This window comes from Streptomyces sp. NPDC003032 (assembly GCF_053591415.1).
Window position 1 is genome coordinate 1 of sequence record NZ_JBSFTT010000017.1, and the last position, 18185, is coordinate 18185.

The 18185-nt window shown below is 67.9% G+C and carries 11 protein-coding genes and 4 pseudogenes; 11 read left to right on the forward strand and 4 right to left on the reverse strand.

Annotated elements, in window-relative coordinates:
- The first annotated feature begins 1085 nt into the window (after positions 1–1085).
- The 3 genes from ACWDZ7_RS23520 to ACWDZ7_RS23530 all read left to right on the forward strand — a co-directional run bounded on the left by ACWDZ7_RS23520 (position 1086) and on the right by ACWDZ7_RS23530 (position 3013).
- Positions 1086–1391, forward strand: coding sequence for a winged helix-turn-helix domain-containing protein (locus ACWDZ7_RS23520; RefSeq protein ID WP_451799502.1), 306 nt, complete (start codon positions 1086–1088; stop codon positions 1389–1391).
- Between the two features lie 207 nt (positions 1392–1598).
- The gene (locus tag ACWDZ7_RS23525) at positions 1599–1811 is read left to right on the forward strand and encodes a helix-turn-helix domain-containing protein (protein WP_451799504.1); all 213 of its coding nucleotides are present in this window, start codon (positions 1599–1601) and stop codon (positions 1809–1811) included.
- 446 nt (positions 1812–2257) lie between these two features.
- Complete coding sequence (locus tag ACWDZ7_RS23530; protein ID WP_451799505.1) at positions 2258–3013, forward strand: tyrosine-type recombinase/integrase; 756 nt, start codon at positions 2258–2260, stop codon at positions 3011–3013.
- A 1261-nt stretch (positions 3014–4274) separates the two neighbouring features.
- On the opposite strand, the gene ACWDZ7_RS23535 is transcribed toward ACWDZ7_RS23530, so the two are convergent.
- From ACWDZ7_RS23535 to ACWDZ7_RS23545, 3 genes and pseudogenes are all read right to left on the reverse strand, one after another.
- Positions 4275–4796, reverse strand: a complete 522-nt coding sequence (locus tag ACWDZ7_RS23535; protein ID WP_451799506.1) for a hypothetical protein — start codon at positions 4794–4796, stop codon at positions 4275–4277.
- A 1-nt stretch (position 4797) separates the two neighbouring features.
- A complete protein-coding gene (locus ACWDZ7_RS23540) occupies positions 4798–6795 on the reverse strand; it encodes a hypothetical protein (RefSeq protein WP_451799507.1) in 1998 nt (665 codons plus the stop codon).
- A 536-nt stretch (positions 6796–7331) separates the two neighbouring features.
- Positions 7332–7499: pseudogene (locus ACWDZ7_RS23545) on the reverse strand (IS5 family transposase); the annotation flags it as partial.
- A gap of 135 nt (positions 7500–7634) precedes the next feature.
- Here ACWDZ7_RS23545 and ACWDZ7_RS23550 point away from each other — a divergent pair.
- The 8 genes and pseudogenes from ACWDZ7_RS23550 to ACWDZ7_RS23585 all read left to right on the forward strand — a co-directional run bounded on the left by ACWDZ7_RS23550 (position 7635) and on the right by ACWDZ7_RS23585 (position 16169).
- A complete protein-coding gene (locus tag ACWDZ7_RS23550; protein ID WP_451799509.1) occupies positions 7635–7814 on the forward strand; it encodes a hypothetical protein in 180 nt (59 codons plus the stop codon).
- A 284-nt stretch (positions 7815–8098) separates the two neighbouring features.
- Positions 8099–8317: pseudogene (locus ACWDZ7_RS23555) on the forward strand (DUF4097 family beta strand repeat-containing protein); the annotation flags it as partial.
- A gap of 511 nt (positions 8318–8828) precedes the next feature.
- Positions 8829–9839: a homoserine O-acetyltransferase family protein gene (locus ACWDZ7_RS23560; RefSeq protein WP_451799696.1), complete on the forward strand. Its 1011-nt coding sequence runs from the start codon at positions 8829–8831 to the stop codon at positions 9837–9839.
- Between the two features lie 63 nt (positions 9840–9902).
- A pseudogene (locus tag ACWDZ7_RS23565) lies at positions 9903–11259 on the forward strand (O-acetylhomoserine aminocarboxypropyltransferase/cysteine synthase family protein).
- An 8-nt stretch (positions 11260–11267) separates the two neighbouring features.
- Positions 11268–12572: an ATP-grasp domain-containing protein gene (locus ACWDZ7_RS23570; protein ID WP_451799510.1), complete on the forward strand. Its 1305-nt coding sequence runs from the start codon at positions 11268–11270 to the stop codon at positions 12570–12572.
- Positions 12569–13852, forward strand: coding sequence for an MFS transporter (locus ACWDZ7_RS23575; RefSeq protein ID WP_451799512.1), 1284 nt, complete (start codon positions 12569–12571; stop codon positions 13850–13852). The genes ACWDZ7_RS23570 and ACWDZ7_RS23575 overlap by 4 nt, the downstream gene beginning before the upstream one ends.
- Entirely contained in the window at positions 13849–14565 is a 717-nt protein-coding gene (locus ACWDZ7_RS23580; RefSeq protein ID WP_451799514.1) for a thioesterase domain-containing protein, read from the forward strand. The genes ACWDZ7_RS23575 and ACWDZ7_RS23580 overlap by 4 nt, the downstream gene beginning before the upstream one ends.
- A 251-nt stretch (positions 14566–14816) precedes the next feature.
- Positions 14817–16169 (forward strand): IS701 family transposase, encoded by a 1353-nt coding sequence (locus ACWDZ7_RS23585; RefSeq protein ID WP_451799516.1) that lies wholly within the window; start codon positions 14817–14819, stop codon positions 16167–16169.
- Here ACWDZ7_RS23585 and ACWDZ7_RS23590 read toward each other — a convergent pair.
- Positions 16159–17970, reverse strand: a pseudogene (locus ACWDZ7_RS23590) (helix-turn-helix domain-containing protein); the annotation flags it as partial. The gene ACWDZ7_RS23585 and the pseudogene ACWDZ7_RS23590 sit on opposite strands and share 11 nt — an antisense overlap.
- Positions 17971–18185: the final 215 nt, after the last annotated feature.

Genomic DNA, 18185 nt, shown 5'->3' on the forward strand with positions numbered 1-18185 from the left:
ACACGATCCACGGCCGCGACTGACGCTTCGCCATGACCTGACCAACGAGCCACCAAGCCGATAGTCACTTGATCAACAGCTTTTGTTAGAGCCAGTTAATCTCGGGGGACCACAGCGGCGCCCCCTCTCCTACAGGAAGGGCTTGCGAGCCATCATCCCTCCACCACGCACGGCTTGCCAGTTATGGCCAGATATGCAAAGGCGATCTTGAGCACGTGGCCGCGGCAGTGGGTTCATGTCCGTTGACATCGAACCCAGTCGTTTTGTCATCGAGTTCTGCTGCATCAGGTGTGCGCAGAACCACGAAACGAAAGAGGGCCGACGGCAAGCCGTTGGCCCTCTGATCAGCTACCCCACCGCACAGCACGCCCTACAGAGCATCAGCCGCCGAGAGTCCCCATACACGTCATGCACCGGCTCGTCGCCCGCAGCTTTGCGTTGCCCTCAGTGGCAATGGCTGGGCTGCCTTCGCTGATACGGTCCCAACCTCCGGGGGACGGATTGAGAATCCAGCCCCACTTCGGGGGCCGCACCTCGTCTTCTGTCATGTGATCGCAGGCGCCTGGAACATGCGCCTTGCCACCCTGTTTGATCAAGATGGCGTGGCCGGGGAACCGCCGCCACTCCTGACGAACACGTCTTTCCTCCGGGTGCGCCTTGGGCACACTGCCGTCAGGAGGGCACGGGCACCCCATGCCGATGATGTTGTCGCATCGCTCGCAGCGCACCTCATTCATGTGAACAAGTGTCCCATCTGAGGGTGAGCAGCGACTGGGTTGGATGGCAGAGCAGCTGGCTTCGCTGACTACGGGCAGTTCAGCCCACGGCAGATGAGAAAGATCCCCAAGGGGCTGGAACCTTCTTCGGGACCATGTCAACGTACGACATCTCGGAAAACACCAGGTCAGCGACAGGGTGTGGGCTCCTGGCGGTCGGCGCGCCGATCAGTCCCACGGCAGCCCGCAGCCCGCAGCCCGCGCCATTCGGCCTCGTGACGAGCGCCCGACCCCACGGAGGTCCACCTGTCGAACCCCGCTATCCGATCTGCCCGCTTTACTGCCCCCATCCTCTTGGCGCTCGGTGCGATGAACGCGTGGACGGCCCAACAGGCCGAGGACTACGTCTCCTTGTCCACGACACTGTGCCTGTGCGCCTGCGCGGCCGGGCTGTTCGGTGAGGATCTGCTGCAACGCGGCTACCACCGTGACCGTGCGGTCCTCGCGCATGTCACGGCGCACCCTGGAGCTGGGACTCGCCACGTCGCCCGAGCCGTTGGCGTCTCAGAGCGAGTCGTCGCTCAGAACCTCGACCGCCTCACCGAGGACGGGCTGCTGGTGCTCGTCACTGACGGCGCAACCCCTGCCCTGCGGTCCTATCGACTGGCGCTCTGACCGGCCGCGGGTCAGAGCGAGAGGCCCTGCCCCGTGGCGCAGGGTGATACATAGCAGACGATCCCCGGTTAGCAAAGCCGGGGATTCTCCGGATCGTTTAGGGCGTCTGCACTGACTGCTTGGCGGTGGAACAGGTGTGGACCTGACCATTGCCATGCCTGCTGCCTCGGAAGGGGAACTGCGGGCCCAGTCGAAAGGCGCCCGTTGATGTGCGACAAGCTGCATTCTGTTCGGAGTGTTGCCGAAATACTCGACGTGAGTCGGCGCTCCGTGTATCGATATATCGCCCTCGGTGAGCTTTCGGTGATTGACCTCCGAACAGGGGATGAACGTTCCCGCGTACGGATCCCCGGAGGCGATGTGAAAGCCCTTGTGGAGCGGCGTCGTGCTCAATCCGTCACCGGGCCCGTCGCCCGGTAAGGACGTTCTGCAGCGTAGGAAACTCGATACGAGTAGCGAAAGGTTCCATGCCCTACCTGCGCAAACTTCCCTCCGGGAAATGGCAAGCCACCGTTAGGACTCCGTCGGGTGACCGAAGGACCGAAACGTTCGCTCTCAAAGATCAGGCCCGTGCCTGGGGGAACGAACTCGAGGCCCAGTACCGGCGTGGCATCCATAAAGACCCCCGTGCAGGAAAGATCAAATTCAAGGAGTGGCACGATCGCTGGTGGGTTGCCCGCGTAGTTGAACCCCATACGCTCCGTGGGGATGCGTCCTCGATACGCAACCATGTCATGCCGTGTTGGGCGGACTGGGAGATGCGCGCCATAGGGCGCATTGATATGCAGGCGTGGATTCGCAAGTTGGCGCTATAGGGAAAGGGTGCATCGGCGATCCGACGCTCGTATAACCTCGTCCACTCACTGGTGCAGGCTGCTGTCGATGAGGACATCATCTCGGTTACGCCATGCCGACGAATAGACCTTCCTCCGGAGGCAGTGAAGCCTCCGGAGTGGTTCACGCTCGGTCAGGCCCAGGCGATCCTTGATGAGCTGTCACAGCCGTGGCAGACGATGGCGCTGCTCGGCTTCTATACCGGCCTTCGATGGGGTGAGCTTTCGGGGCTCCACGGGAAGCGAATTGACTGGCTGAGGTCGCGTCTATTCGTCGTTGAGGTGAACTCGAAATCGGGCATCAAGGAGTACCCCAAGACCGCGAAGAGCCGCCGGGAAGTCCCTCTTCCGGATCACGTGCTTGATGCCCTCGCACGGCACATGCATGGACGAGACCGTGACGGTGTTGTCTTCACCACCGTCACTAAGGGGCGAGCGGGTCGGCTGCTCGACGACGGGAACTGGCGGCGTCAAACGTGGTGGCCGGCCGTGCGCGCCGCCCGCTACCTCGACGAGGGTGGCAGACAGCGGGCCGTGCCGGAGTATCCACCGCACTCCATGCGTCACACATGCGCGTCGTGGCTCGTGCAGAAGGGCGTGTCGCTGTACGAGGTGCAGCACCTGCTGGGGCATGAGAGCTATCAGACCACTCAGCGGTACGCTCACCTAGCGCCCGATGCCCACCAGGCGGTCCTTGGCGCGTGGACGCGGCTGGAGTCGCAGCTTGTCGTCCCCGCAGGCGCCGTCGCTGAGTCGCGGCCGGCGCTCGCTCTGGCTGGCACGCCGTAGCAGGTTGGCCCGCCCGATGCCTCACGCACTATCGGCCCTGTTGGTTCACTCCGAACCGACAGGGCCTTTCGTGCTGAGCGGCCGAGTTCCGCTCATGCCGCGACAGCGTGTATCCGCCCGGCCACGCTGTCGCGGAGCAGGGTGTCATGGGCGCCTTGCTGGTTGGTCCGACTGGGGCACGCATGGGAGCGTTGTTCTGCTGCTGCAGTCGCTCGGATCGTGGCTGGACAGGTGGTTCTGACGCACGGCTGGGACCGTGACGCACGTCTGACGCACGGAGCCCGCTCACGGCCGGGCGACCTCCTCGAAGTTGGCCTCTGACCTGCATGTTCCCTTGTGAAGGTCTGGTTGCATGCCTTCCCGATGACGCACCACGTGGAGTGCGTCGCCATCCTCGAACCGGCCGCGAAGGGCTGCTGACCTGCGGTTTTGCTCGTGCGCATTATGTGCGGTGTGGGTGTTACGGGCGATATCTTGACGCTGAAATGACGCTTGTGACGCTCATTCGACGCTCGTTCTGATGGGGCGTCAGGCAGCTTTTGGGCAGCTCAAGCACGCGCAGCCAGGTCAGAATTGGTGGCGCATTGAGGACAGCTGACGCTCGCGGCCATGCAGCCGGACGTGCAGCGTGCGCTGCTTGAGTGGCTCGCGGCCGGTGAGGGATCCGGGGCATGGGTGTTGGGGGATTGGTGCTCAGTGAATGCCCTGCGTGACCGTGGGCTTTTGACGGTGGACAAGGGGGCCGGAGAGATCGAGGCGCGAGCGGTGGAGGACGCTCGGCGCAGGATGAGCGAGGACGTGCGAGAGCAGAGCGTGAGCTGGATGGGGACTTGGACGAGCAGGCCCTGGATTCGGCCCGACGGTCGCGGTCGCGGCACGGGGCCCGTACCCGTTGGCGATGCGGGCCGTGACGAACTGGGCTCTCGCACAGAGGGGACGTGCCGTCGGCGGACACAGTGGCGGCGCCGGCTCGCGTTCTGAAGCTGCCGGTGGGCGAACTTCTGGAGCTGCGGAGGGCTGCAGCCGAAGAGTTGGGCACGACCACAGGCCAGCAGGTGAAGCTGGGCAGGGCGAGCCGACCGGGCCCTCGCCGGTCACTGCAGTGCCTGCTGCCGCTCCCGCTATGGGCGACCCCCGCGTGCGCCTGCCCGGCCGCAAGGGCGGCGGGGTGACCGTGCCCCTGACCAAGTCCGCTGCGCACGTATCCCCCTCCAACCTGCTCGGCTGAGGGGGATACGTGTGTTTTGGTCCGGGGAAGGATCTAGCCCACCTTCAGCTCCATCTCGCAGTCAAGAGTTTGAGTGAACTCCTGATCTCCTTGACGGTACTGGAACCGGCAGCGCTCAATATTATTCTGCGGGGGTGCGGTTATGCGAATCTTGGCTACGAAGAATATATCGCTCTGCTTTTTGGGCCGTACTTTGACAGGGGACTCGGCGTAATCCTTGAGGTGGTCGAAGTCTGGCGTGTCCGACTCGCCGTCCAGAGCCAGTAGAGGTAGCCCGTCAGTATCGTTGACATCGTAGGCCGCGTAACCGACTGCCTTGAGACCCTTGGGCGGGTCAATGATGCTCGCCTCCGTGATCTCAATGCTCTTGCTGCTCACATTTTTTGGCACGGGGAGTGCGAAGTACCATATCTGGCCCACCTTGGCGTGGACGTTTCCCACTGTCCCGCTTGACTGTGCTCCCTCCGCATCCAACGCTCTGCCATCGGACGGGGACGGGGACGGGGACGCTGAGCAGCCAGCTAAGGCGAGGGCGCACACCAGCATTGCCGCCATTCTAGTAAGAGTAGAAGACGCCAGGCTTCCCCGAAAGACTGCCATTCTTTCCCCAGATGTAGTGCTTGTAACTCTTCTTGTTGCCTGCGGTGATGCGCTGCCTGTGGTCACGGTCGTAACCCGTCGACCCGCCCAGGGAGACTCCGTACGCGCTGACGGCGCCCGACCATTTGATGCTGCGGTTCTTGGTGAGTTGGAAGTACGAGCCCCGTGCGACGTAAGCACGGTGGCTCTTCTTGGAGTTGTAGTAGGCGCTACCGTCCTTGTGCCGGACGTCCTTGCCGTACTTACCCGCGGCGCCACCCGAGGGGATCTTGTACTTGCCGGGCACGATGACGTAGCGGGTGAACGTGTTGTTTCCACCGCACTTCCACGTCTCCTTGTACTTCGTGTACTTGATCGGCACCTTCCACTGCTTCGCGTAGTGAGGCCCCTTGTTGGTATAGCCGGTGGTGACGCTCATCGAGGAGCCGAGGCTGGCGCTTCCGGTGATCGACCAGTTGCTGCCCGTCTTCGCTGCCACCTCCACGGTCGAGGACAGTTTGCTGTCGTAGTCCACCGATGCCTTGGCATCCCAGTACGCGTGCCCTTCCCCCACCGTGGTGTAGTAGATCTTCTTACTGATGACCTTGGTCTTTGTGCGGTCGCAACCGCCGTCCATCGGCCCCACCGCCAAGTTCTTGGTGTCCTGCCCATTGACCATGTAGGGGTTGAAACCGGTCGGCAGGTCACCCGTAGCGTTCTGCCACTTGGGAAGCGGGCTGTCACCGAGCGTGTCGATAGCGCTTGCTTCCTGCTTCGCGGCCCAACTCGCGGCATAGCCCGCAGACATTTCGGCGCTGGTCGTCGTGTCCTCTGCCTGGCTCAGGCTGGACACTTCGCTGCTGTCGGGGGTGGTGCCCAGCGGGAGGACCTCCGCAGGCGTGGCGCTCTCGTCATCGGCGACGGCCAGGCTCAGCGCCGACGCGGTGGCGGTAGCCGGTGCGGCCGCGAGGTGGGTGATTCCTCCCATGGGAACACCAGTGGACGTCTTGCCCGTGACGGTCGCCATCGCGTTGACGATACCGCCGTTCTCGGCTGCGGCCTGCTGGACGTCTGCCGGAAGCGTCTTCGGCAGGGTCAGCGACCAGCTGCCGTCGGCTGCCGTCACGGCGGTGCCGAGCAAGGGAAGCTCCACCTCCGTGCCGTCCTCGGGGACGGCGTCGATCGCCTCGACGTTGACGGTCAGCCCGGCGGCAGGCGCGCCACTTCCGAGAACGAACTTGCCCTTGAGTACTTCCGGGGTACCGGGGGCAGCCGGCTCGCCCGGCTCCTCCGATACGGCGGCAGGGGCGTCAGGGTCGTCCGGTTCAGCGCCCATCGTCGGCTTTGCCTCGCCCGCATCCGTAAGACATGCAGCGGTATCCACAAGGGCTTCACCGGAGAGTCCCAGGCCGTACTCCGTGTTGGTGACGGTGAGATTCGTCGTCGTTGCCTCATACGCCCGCACGGTGCCGTCGCTGGTGGCAGTCCGCACAGTTCCCGGGCCGGCGCTCCAGCCCTGCCTCTGCGTGGTGTCGGTGGTGCCGACGACAGTGCCCTGGGAAGGGAAGCTGGGGCGCGGGCTGTCCGTGTAGGGCCAGGCCCGGATGACCCCGTCCGTCAGGGTGTACGTCGTCGAGCCAACTGCCCACACGTCGTCGGCCTTGGTGAAGGCGACCACCGCGGGGTTGTCGACAGGCAGGACGCCGGGGTCCAGCGTTACTTCGCCGGCACCGGTGAGCGGCGCACTCTGGTGCCATATCTCCAGCTTGCCACCGCCGTGAATGGAGAAGATGAGTTCCCCGTTGGACCACACGCGGTTGTGACGCGCCGTCCAGTTGGACGTGTAGGTTTTGACCGGGGTGAGCAGGCTGCCCCCGCTACCGCTTCGGTCCTGGTAGGACTTCAGTACCCCGGCCGCCGTGATCTCATAGATCACGCCGTGGCCGCCCGTGAAGTAATGGCTGTCGCTATCCAAGGACGCCGATTTTCCGGAATCAATGAGGGCCGATTCTGATGCGTTCGACGGGTTCCAGTCGACGTACTTTTGAAGCTTGTTCCCGTCAGGGTTTATGAGGTAGGTCGCAACCTCTGTCGCGCACGCCTCCGCTGCAGAAGCAGTGGTGCCCCCTGTGACTTCTGGTGCCGTGATTGAGCCCACAGCCAGGGCTACTACAAATGTCCCGCTCGTTAGGACTCTGATCCGTCTTCGTGAAACGCTGGATGACACTCGGGTTCCCCCCAGTCTCGAAGACCGAAATTGTGCGGCCTTCCGTGGGAAGAATGAAAGCATGGAGTGGGCCCTCTTCGAAATACCTTCACAGATTTGGTGATCGATTCAGGAGTCGTGGGGCGGTATGTCCGCTCTGGTTTCTCATTTCCTGAGATTCTCTTGAGCTCTCCTTGAGGGAAGCGTCAGCGAGGTCAACGTCGCTCTTGCTGCGCCAAACGGAACGCTCGGCATGAGGATGTTCTGACCCATTGTTTGGGTGCGTTCTGCATACTTGGTATGTTTCACGTATCACGCCAGCTTGGTGTCGATTCACGGGTTATGCGACGGGGCGCGAGGGCGCTCATCGCGAGGTCGATCCTGGCGGTGGAGCGGGCGGCTAAGGCTTCGTGGTCGCGGGCCAGGCGGCGGTGGTGCATGAGCCAGCCCAGGGTGCGCTCTACCGCCCTGCGCGCGGAAGGACAGTGAAGCGTCCGCCGAGGTCAACGCCCAGGTCTCCGGGTCCCCACCTGAGCGGTGCCCTCCTTCGCCGCCTTCCTGACCGCGCTCGACGAGCTGGGCTTGCCCGGACCGGGGTGATCGTGTCGATGCCCGCCATCCTCTGGCCCCCGGCGAGCCGGTGGTTCGTGTTCTGCCTCGCCCACGACCCCGCCGAGGGCCACAAGGGCGCGTTCGACCAGCTCGACGCGCGGTTCGCGAGCGTGCCCGCCAGCGCCTACAACGCCGGCCAGCACGTCGGCACCCGCGCCGAGTCCTTCTCCTCCTGACCGGGGCCTCACCATGACCACCACCTCGATCACGACGACTGCCGAGGCCGCACAGCTCTCCGCTGTCTGGTCCTGTCCCTGCGCGCCTTGGCGGTGATCCGGAGCGCTCCGATCCGGGCGGCGTGCTCGTCCTGGACGGTGTCGGACACTGCTGGCAGTCGGGCATGGCGGTACGGCGACTTCTCCCGTGAGCACCTGGTTCGTCGAGGTCAGTTCGGGCCCGGGGCAGATCACCGGGAGCGGCCTCACCGGACGCCAGGCCCACCGTCTTCGAGGCCAGGACGGGACAGGGCGAGGTCCGCGCCACCTTCGCGACCGCCCCCACCACCACCGACGTCACCACCGACCGGGGCAGCGTCGACCTGGCCCTGCCGCCCCACGCCGGCTACAACATCCAGGCACAGAGCAAGACCGGAACGCCGCACATCACCCTGCCGTGGAAGCGTGACGGCAAGCACACGGTGACCGTGCACACGAACGAGGGCGGCGTGGAGATCCGCTGACCGCCGCCGCTCCGGGGTCCGCCGGAAGGCGACCGGCCGCGAGAAGCGGGACGGTGAGGACGAGGTGTGCCGGCAGTCGTGGTCAGACCGTTTCGGGGGAGGTGAAGCCTGCTGGACAGGCGGGCCATCCCTGCCGTGACGCTCATTTGACGCTCGCTCCGGTCGAGGCGATTCTGAACCCGCTGCAAAGAGCCTGTGACCTCGTATCCCCCGCGCCGGGCCTCTCGGACGTCAACGGCATGCCAGGTGGCTCCCGGCCCCTCCCCTCGGGAACCTGACTTACTGCGGGCTCAGAGATGGCTGGTCAGGTGGGGAGATGACGAAGTAACGGGTCGGCCGTGCCGCTTGGACGTGCCGCGCTTCTAGTTTCTCGGGCATGGATACAGACAGCGTTCTGGCCCTGGGACTTCGTAGGGCCGGGGCCATCCGTCCGGCCGTGTTCCATGGTCCGGATGCGGAGACCGACGTCCGACCGGGGCGGCCGCCCGTCACCGGCGCCTGGTTGCCGGGCATGGCGGTCGGGCGTCGCAAGTGGGTCCGCCTTTCCGCTCCTCTGAGACTTGAGAGCGGTGGCGTACTTCCTGATGTGCGTCTCGCGTACGAGAGTTGGGGCACCCTCGCCCCCGACGCGTCCAACGGGGTGCTCGTCCTGCATGGGCTCACGGGTGACAGTCACGCGAGCGGTTCGGCGATGCCCGGACATCCCACCGCCGGGTGGTGGGAAGCCCTTATCGGTCCCGGCCGGTCGTTGGACACGGACCGCTGGTTCGTCGTCGCCCCCAATGTTCTCGGTGGCTGTCAGGGTTCCACCGGGCCCACCTCGGCGACGCGGCACGGCGGCCCATGGGGGTCGCGTTTTCCGGCCGTGACGATCCGCGACCAGGTGGCCGCCGAAGCGGCAGGCGACCCGCACTGGCGAGGCGGCGACTACTACGAGGCTCCGGCCGGCCGTGGCCCGCACCGTGGCCCATATCGCGGCCCGCACCCTGGCCCGCGCCGTGGCCCCGATAATGCCCGCCGGATCGCCCACATCACCTACCGCGGTAGCGCCGAGCTGGAGGAACGCTTCGGCAGGCGACTGGAGAGGGGCGGTCCGGCCGGGGGCCGTCGCGGGAGCCAGTCGGCCCCGGCCTCCGCCGGAGACGCCCCGGCCCTCGCGGCCGCCCCAGCCTCCGCCGGAGACGCCCGCTACGCCGTCGAGTCGTATCTCGACCACCACGCCGAGAAACTGGTGCACCGCTTCGACGCGGGCAGCTACGTCGTGCTCACCGAAGCGATGAACCGGCATGACATCGGCCGCGGTCGCGGTGGCGTCGACGCGGCTCTACGGCGGGTGCGGGCGGACGCGTTCGTCGTCGGGTTCAGCAGCGACCGGCTGTTCCCTCCGTACGAGCAGCGCAGGATCGCCCGCGGACTGCCGCGTTGCGCGGACTTCTCCGTCATCGAATCGCCCACCGGACACGACGGGTTCCTCCTCGAACACGAGCAGATCGGTGCTGTCCTCCGCCAGGCACTGCGGTGAACGTACGGACCACCGGCAAGCGAGATCGAGAGATCGGACATCAAGAGATCAAGGAATGACGCAATGACGGAAGTGATGGCGGCGCCCGGGGCCGACTGGTCCTTCGAGACCCGGCAGATCCATGCCGGAACGGCGCCCGACCCGACGACGCTGGCCCGAGCCGTGCCGATCTACCAGACGGGAGCCTTCGCGTTCCAGGACACCGCTCATGCGGCGCGCCTCTTCACCCTTGAGGAGAAGGGAAACATCTACTCGCGCATCCAGAATCCGACACACGAAGCGCTCGAACGGCGGATCACCTCCCTGGAGGGGGCCGTCGACGCCGTGGCCGTGGCTTCCGGGCACGCGGCCGTGGCCCTGGCCATCCTGAATCTGGCCGGTGCCGGCGACCATGCCGTGTCCAGCGCGACCCTGTACGGCGGAACGTACAACCTGCGCCACCTGCTGCCCGAGTACGGGATCGAGACGACGTTCGTCGACGATCCCGACGACCCGGACTCCTGGCGGCGGGCTCTGCGGCCCACCACCAAAGCGGTGTTCGGCGAGACGGTGGGCAACCCCCGCAACAATCTCCTCGACATACGCGCGGTCGCCGATGTCGCGCACGCCGCCGGTGAGCCGTTCGTGCTCGACAACACGGCGCTCACGCCCTACCTGCTGAGGCCCGTCGAGCACGGCGTCGATGTGGTGGTGCACGCCACATCGAAGTACCTCTCCGGGCACGGCACGGTCATCGGCGGTGTCGTCGTCGACAACGGCACCTTCGACTTCGGCGCGCACGCCTCCCGCTTCCCGAAGTACAGCGAGCCCGACCCGAGCTTCCACGGCCTGCGGTTCTGGTCCGAGTTCGGCCCCGGCGCGTACGCCCGCCGGCTGCGCCCGCTGGCTGCGGCTGCGGCTGCTGCGCGACCTCGGACCGGCCACCACACCGTTCACCAGCTTCCTGGTGCTGCAGGGCCTGGAGACGCTCTCGCTGCGCATGGAACGGCACGTGAGCAACGCTCTCGAACTCGCCCACTGGCTGGAGGGCCGCCCCGAGGTCTCGGCGGTCCACTACCCCGGGCTGGCGTCCAGCCCCTGGCACGGCCCGGCCCACAAGTACCTGCCGCGCGGGGCGGGCGGAGTGGTCTCCTTCGAACTGGCCGGCGGGCGGGAAGCGGGCGCGCGGTTCATCGACGGCCTGGAACTGGTCAGCCACCTCGCCGACATCGGTGACGTACGCAGTCTCGCCATCCACCCGGCCAGCACGACGCACTACCGGCTGACCCCCGAACAGCAGCGGGCGGCGGGCGTGGCGCCCGGCCTCATCCGGTTCTCGACCGGCATCGAAGGCATCGAAGGCATCGAAGACATCACATCCGACCTGGCGACCGCACTGGCGGCAGCCACCTCGGCACCCGGCCGAGCAACGAAGCAGTGAGGGCAGCCGTGCAGCATCTGGTCTTTGTCGATTCGAGCGTCCTGGGCCTGCGGGCCATGGAGTACGCCAAGGAGAGGGGGGACAGCGTCACCCTCCTGTGGTCGAGGCGGTACGACTTCATGCACACCCCTGCCAGTCGTGCACGGTCCCTCGCCCTTGCCGACCGGGCCATCGAGGTCGGAGAACTCCATGACCCGCAGGCCGCGTTGGGGGCGCTGCGCGCCGCCGGTGTGGCCACGGACGGGATCGACGCGGTGGTCGCCACCTTGCACATGCTGGCCGGACCGGCCGCGCGACTGGCCGAGTCGACCGGTGCCCGAGGCCCTTCGCCCCGTGCCGTGGCCGCTGCCCGGGACAAGGCGGCCTGCCGACGAATCCTGGACGAGCGCGGCCTGCCCAACGTGCGGTTCGCCGAGGTCACCGGGGTCGAGGCAGCGCTCACCGAGGCTGCGGACATCGGCTATCCCGTGGTCGTCAAACCGGTCTACGGCGTGGGGAAGAACGTCACCACCTTCGCCAGGTCGCCCAAGGACATCGAGCTTCACTTCCAGGAGGCCGGGGCCAGGCTCGACGGCCTGGAGCACGGGTTCGCCGTGGATCTCGACGACCGCTACATCGTCGAGGAGGTGGCTGTCGGACCGCTCTACTCGGTCGAGGTGGCCACGGACGGCGCCACCTGCACGGCCCTCGTCACCGTGCGCCGCAAGCTGGGCCTCGGCAATCCGGTGCTCGAACTCGGCTCCACGGTGCCTTGTGGCCTGTCACCGGCCGCCGAGCGCGAACTCGGTGACTACGCGGTCGACGTGTGCCGGGCTCTGGGCCTGGATCTGGGCCTGTTCCACGTCGAGGTGATCGGCACCGCGGACGGCTTCCGGCTGGTGGAGGTCAACCCGCGGATCGCGGGCGGCACCGTGCCCGACGTCATCCGTGCGGCGACCGGCCGCGACCTCTTCGAAGTCCTCGTCGACCTGTACGACGGCGAGCCGCTGTCGCCCGATCCCTTCCCGGTCGAAACCGCCGCGAGCCACACCTTCCTGGCGGCCGTCGAGGACTGCGTCGTCCGCGACGACCTGCCCACCGACTGGTTCGAGGCGTTCCGGCCCCGACTGCACTCCGGCTCCAGCAGCATCGGCCCCGGCTCCCGCCTCCTCGGCATGGAGGGCAACACCACCACGTACGGCGTCATCCGTGTGGTGGCCCGGGACGCCGTGCGCGCCGAGGCGGCCTGTACCGAGCCGCGCGCGGAGATCTCGGAACTCCTCGGCTTCCCTATGGTGCCGCTGGCTCCCGGTCTTGTGGAGGCGTGCTCATGAGCGCACGGTCCACCGAGGACACGACGGGCGACGCGGCGGCGAGGCGTGCGCTGTTCACCTCACGCCGGTTCCTGGTGCTCTGGGCGGCCATGCTCGTCAGCTCCGCCGGCACGTTCTTCCTGTTGCTCACCGCCTCCTCCTGGCTGCTGACCGAGGGCGGCTCCGGCCTGGGCGCCGCCGCCGTCTTCGGCTTCCAGTGGATCCTGCCGGTCCTGCTGGTCGGCGTCGTCCGGAAAGTGTGCGAAGGGCCGCGGCTGCGCCGCACGGTCATAGGGGCCGAACTGGGCGGGGCGGCCGTCTCGTTGGCCATCGGTGTCTTCCTCGGCGCGGACCTGATCGTCGCGGTGCTCGTCTGCTTCCTGGCCCGCGGACTCCTTGAGGGCATCACCAAGACGGCCCGCGTGGTGTACGCGCGCCAGCTCTTCGACGGACCGGACCTCAAGCTCGCCTCGTACACCTTCAACAACTCCTACTACCTGGGCAGCGCGGCCGGTGGTGTCCTCGGCAGCCTGCTCGCCGGTGAGGTGTCGGTCGTCACCGCCGGAGCCATCGACGCGGTCACCTTCGTACTCTCCGCCTGCTGCTACCGCCGGCTGCCCGCTGTCTCGGTGCCCCGCGCCGAGGGCACGGCGCGCCGCACACTGCCCGCACAGGTCCGGACCACCCTGAGCGGCCGGCGTGGGCTGATCCGCGCGGTGGTGTATCTCGTCCTCGCGGTCGGGGTGTTCCAGGGTTTCCACAGCGCGGCCCGCACGGTGGTGCCGGTCCGGGTGCTCGGGCAGGGCGAGAGCGGCGTGATGAACCTGCAGATCGTCGCGGGCTTCGCGCTCGTCCTCGGCGCGATCACCGTCCCGGTCGTACTGCGCCGCACGCCGGCCCGCGCGTACCAGGGGCTCCTGCTCAACGCGTCGACCGCCGCCGTGATGTTCCTGGTCTGTCTCACCGCGCAGCCGTGGAGCCTGTACGTCGCGTACTTCGGCTTCCTCTCCCTCTTCGAGTTCGCCTTCACGGCGGCGCAAGGAGAGGTCCTCCAGAAATGCCCGGCCACCGACCTGGTGGCGCTGACCAGCTTCACCAACGCCCTCGGCACCGGCATGCTCATCATCTGCACCCTGCTGGCCGGAGCGCTCTTCGATGCCCTGGCGCTGTCCACCGTCGGTCTGCTGTACGCGGCCCTCGCCGTCGCCGCGGGCATCGCCCTCGAAGTCTTCCTGAAGACGCGCCAGCCGTCCGCACAGCCGCCGAAGGCTCCGGCCGCGGAGGAGGTGAGGGTCGCATGACGGCCCTGGCGCAGCCGGTGCTCACCCCCTTCGAACGGCGGCCGGGGGGCCTGAACACGGTGGTGTTCCACCCCGCGGGCGGCGGCCTTGGCCAGTACGTGACGCCGCTCTCCCGGCTGTCGCGGCGTGGCCCGGTCCACGGGGTGCGGGCCATGGGGCTCATACCGGGGGAGGAGCCCGACCGCACCGTCGACGCCATGGCCGAGCGCTATGTCGGGCTCATCCGCGACCTGCCGGACCGCTCGGACCTGCTGGTCGGCTGGTCACTCGGCGGGCTGCTCGCCTGGGAGGCCGCGGCCCGGCTCTCCATGGACGGCCCTGCCCCCGCGGTCGTCATGATCGACAGCTTCGCCGAACCCTGGTCCGCGTACGGGAGACCACGCGAGCGGCTCCTCGATGACATCCGGCGCGGGGCGCTGCCGGATCCCGTGGGCCTGTGGGTGCCGAAGGCCTTCGTGGTCCTTGCCCCCGACTGGCTCGATTGGGACGGGGCGGCCAGGGCGCTGCTCGATTTCGCGGCCACCCGAACTGCCGCCGGAGAAGGCCGTCAGGGTGGTCGAGATCGCCGTACGGCTGCCGATGACGGTGTCGGGCAAGGTGCGGCGTGCCGCGTTGCGGGCGTCCAGGACGCTCGGCGGACCGGAGGTGCGCTCCCAGCTCGTCTGACGCCGCCCTCCTGGGGCCCGGCCGCGATGTCCGCGGCCGGGCCCTGACGCGTGTGCCGGCCACGGGCCGTGGCGGGCGGCGCCGGTGGCCGTGGCGGGCGGCGCCGGTGGCCATGGTGGGCGGCCCACACTCCCTTCCCCGTTCCGCACCCGATCCGGCGCGCGGCGACGGGCCTCCTGATGCCGCAGCCACCGGTCGCCACCACAACCAGGTGCCGGTGCCACATCGTCCGCGCGCTCTCCAGCGGCCACTGTTGTGCTCAGCGCGACGCGGCACACCGAGTCAGAAGGGGGATCTCGTGGTTTCCACCGCACTCACGAGGCAGACAGACGGACACGAGGGGAGGGCGCCTTCCACGGCCACGGAACTGACGGAGTACGTGCTGCCGCACTCCCTGCACCGCAGGGACCAGCTCAGCAAGGGCGAGCAGTACGTGGGCGGGCTGCTCGCGGCGCAGGGCCGCAAGACCATGAGGAACATCGCCGCTCTGCTCGGCGGCGGCGCCGCGGAGCAGAGCATGCATCACTTCATCAGCGCCTCGACCTGGGACTGGCAGCCGGCCAGGGAGGCACTCGCCCACTATCTGCAGCGGAGCGCGGCGCCGAGTGCCTGGGTGGTGCGGCCGTACGTCATCCCCAAGGTGGGGGAGTGGTCCGTGGGTGTCGACTCCCGGGGCGGCAGAGGGGCGGGGGAGCCCTCCAGCGGCCAGTACGCCTTCGGTCTGTGGTCGGCGTCGGACGATCTGAGTGTCCCGGTGAACTGGCGCCTGTTCCTGTCGGACCGGTGGACCGGGGACCAGGCGCGCAGACGCCGTGCGGGCATTCCCACGGAAGTGATCAGTGCGACACCTGAGGAGTGCGCCATCGCGACCGCCCTGGAGCCTCTGCGGAGTTGGCGGATGCCGACCCGGCCCGTGGTCTTCGACGTACCGGGGGCCGACGCGCGCCGCCTGGTCACCGGGTTCGACGCGATCTCTGTTCCGCTGATCGCAGGAGTCGGCTCGCTGACCGCCTGTGAGGTGGCCGCGCCGGCGATGCCCGGATTCGGATCGGGCCCGCTCACCGCCCGGCACATCCTGGAGTCGGTCAAGGGCCTGCGGCGTGCGGTGGAGTGGGTCGACCACGCCTCGGGGCGACGGCACACCTCTTGGGCCATGGCGATCCCGGTGGCCCTGCCCGGCCGCACGCGCGAGAGGGCGCGCGAAGGACTCAAGGGCCGAAAGACCCTGCTCCTCGTCGGTGAGTGGGAGGACCCTCTGCTGCCGCCGACCCGCGTCTGGCTCACCGACCTGACCCGGACACCGGTCCCCGAACTGCTGCGCCTGACGAAGCTGAGCGGCTGGACCGCGCACGGCGTGGACTACGTGGGCGCCAAGGTCGGCCTGCGGGACTTCGAAGGCCGGTCCTTCGGCGGCTGGCACCGTCATATGACGCTCGCCTCCGTCGCGCACGCCGTAGCCGCGCTGTCGGAGGTGAACCGGTCCAGGACCCGGGCCTGCGCGTCCGTCGTCCTGGGACGACGGGTCAGCGCCGTGCCGTCAGGCCGCCGCCCCGTGCGCGCACAGTGTGCCGGATCCGGTTCAGCCGCAGCGCGATCTGCACCTCCAGGCGCTGCGTCGAGTCCTGCCAGCGTTCGCCGAGCAGTTCGGTGATCCGCTCCAGCCTGCGGGCCACCGTGTTGGGGTGGACATGCAGGGCGTCGGCCGTGCGGGTGGCGCTGCCCCCGAGGGAGAAGTAGGTCTCCAGGGTCCGGGTGAGTTCGGTGCCCTGTTGGGCGTCGTACTCCAGGACCGGGCCGACGGTGTCCGCGATGAATCCGCCCGCGTTGGGCTCGTCGGACAACAACAGCCCCAGGAAGCCCAGTTCACGCGGCGAGGCGGCGCCACCCGCCGAGCCGAGCGCGGTCAGCGCGTCCAGGCATCGCTGCGCTTCCTGAAAGGCCTCCGAGAGCGCGTCGGCGGATGTGACGGGCCCCGCGCTGCCCACCGTCACCGGATGCCCCAGTGCCGCGGCGAACTCCGTGGCCACGGTCCGGCCGGTGGCCCCGGCGTCGGCACCCGGCAGCAGGAGCACGATCCCGTCCGACTCCACGCTCTTCAGGCCGGAGCGGTGATGCGCGTAGGAGGACGCCCAGAAAGCCCCCCTGCCCTGGGGATCGTTCTCGGGACGGGCCACGACGAGGACGTGCGGCATGCTGAGGTCGACGGCGAGTCTGCGGGCGCGGTCGGCCAGCTGCCTGGCGGACAGCTGCTCGCCGTGGATCAGGTCCTGGAACACCTCGCTGCGTACTTGGAGCTCGGCGAGGCTGGTGCTCTGCTGCAGGAGCAGGGCCACGGCGGCGACGCGCGCCGTCAGGGAGATGATCTGGGTCTGCCGCTCGTCGAGCGGCCGGTCCGTGGCGAGGATCAGCGTGCCGAGCAGTTCCTCGCCCGCCAGGATCGGGCACACCCAGGTGCCGCTGGGTGTCATCACCGGCTGCCTCCCGGAGTGCACCCCCATGGCGACCTCGCGGAGCTCGGCCTCGTCGAGACCCAGGACCGGCGTGGCCGTCAGATCGGTGCCGCTGGGGTCGCGGACCAGGAACGTACCTCCGAGCAGCTCGCCGGCCTCGTCCACCAGGGCGTGGAGATCGCCGCCGCGCAGCACCAGGTCGACGAGTTCGGCGTAGACGACGTTCAACTGCCGGGCCGAGGCGTACGAATCCTCGGCCCGGGAAGCGTCGAGCCGCAGCTCGCTCGCCTCGTCCTGTGCCCGGCCGAGCCGTTGTGCCTTCTCGATCGCGACCGCCGCCAGGTCACCGAGCGATGACATCAGGGTGATCTCGTCCGCCGTGAACGGGCGCACCTGCCGGTGCCCGACGTAGAGCACACCCAGGATGGTGGCGTCCCGGCGCAGAGGCACCCCGAGGACGGCCCGCAGTCCCTCCGCCCGTACCGCACCGTGTGTGGTGTCGGTGCGGGGGATCTCGTCCTCACTGAGGTAGTCGGCGGTCCACACGGGGGCGGCTCGCTCGGTCACCAGATTGCCGAGCCCTCCAGAGGCGGGCACCTTCATCCCCACGCTGACCATGCTGATGTGGCCATCGGCCGCGTGCACCACCGACTCACCGCCCGCGGGGGAGTGGATCGACAGCCAGGCCATGTCGAGGCCGAGCAGGAAGCGGGCTCGGCGCGCGATGACATTGAGCAGGCTCCCCAGATCGTAGGGGCGGGTCAGCTCGCGCGCGGTGTCGATGAGCGCCGCGAGGCCGGTCTGCCGGCTCTGCTGCTGGGACATCAGCCCCTGTACGCGCAGCGCGAGGTTCCTGGCCCGCTCCACCTGCTCCAGCCGCTCGGCGTCCGCGCCTCGCTCACGTGCCCGGAGCAACGGTTCCTCAAGTCGCTCGGGTGATGCTCCTGTGGCCAACAGGGCCAGTATCTCGCCGATTTCGTCGTGTCCGTCGTCCTTGCTCATGGTTCCTCCCCCGTCGTGGCCTTCCGGCCCGACCCGTGTCGAGCCTGTCGCCCACAACCGCAGAACCCTAAAGAAGGGTCAACTGGAGGTCAACAGATTGTTGAAGTGAAAGGCGCAGGTCAGAACGGGGGTTTGGTGGCCCGCTCACCGTCGGTGGTGGCTCGGCCTGTCGCGGAGGCGCCTTCCCGCCGCACTTTCGGGGCGGCAGGGTGATG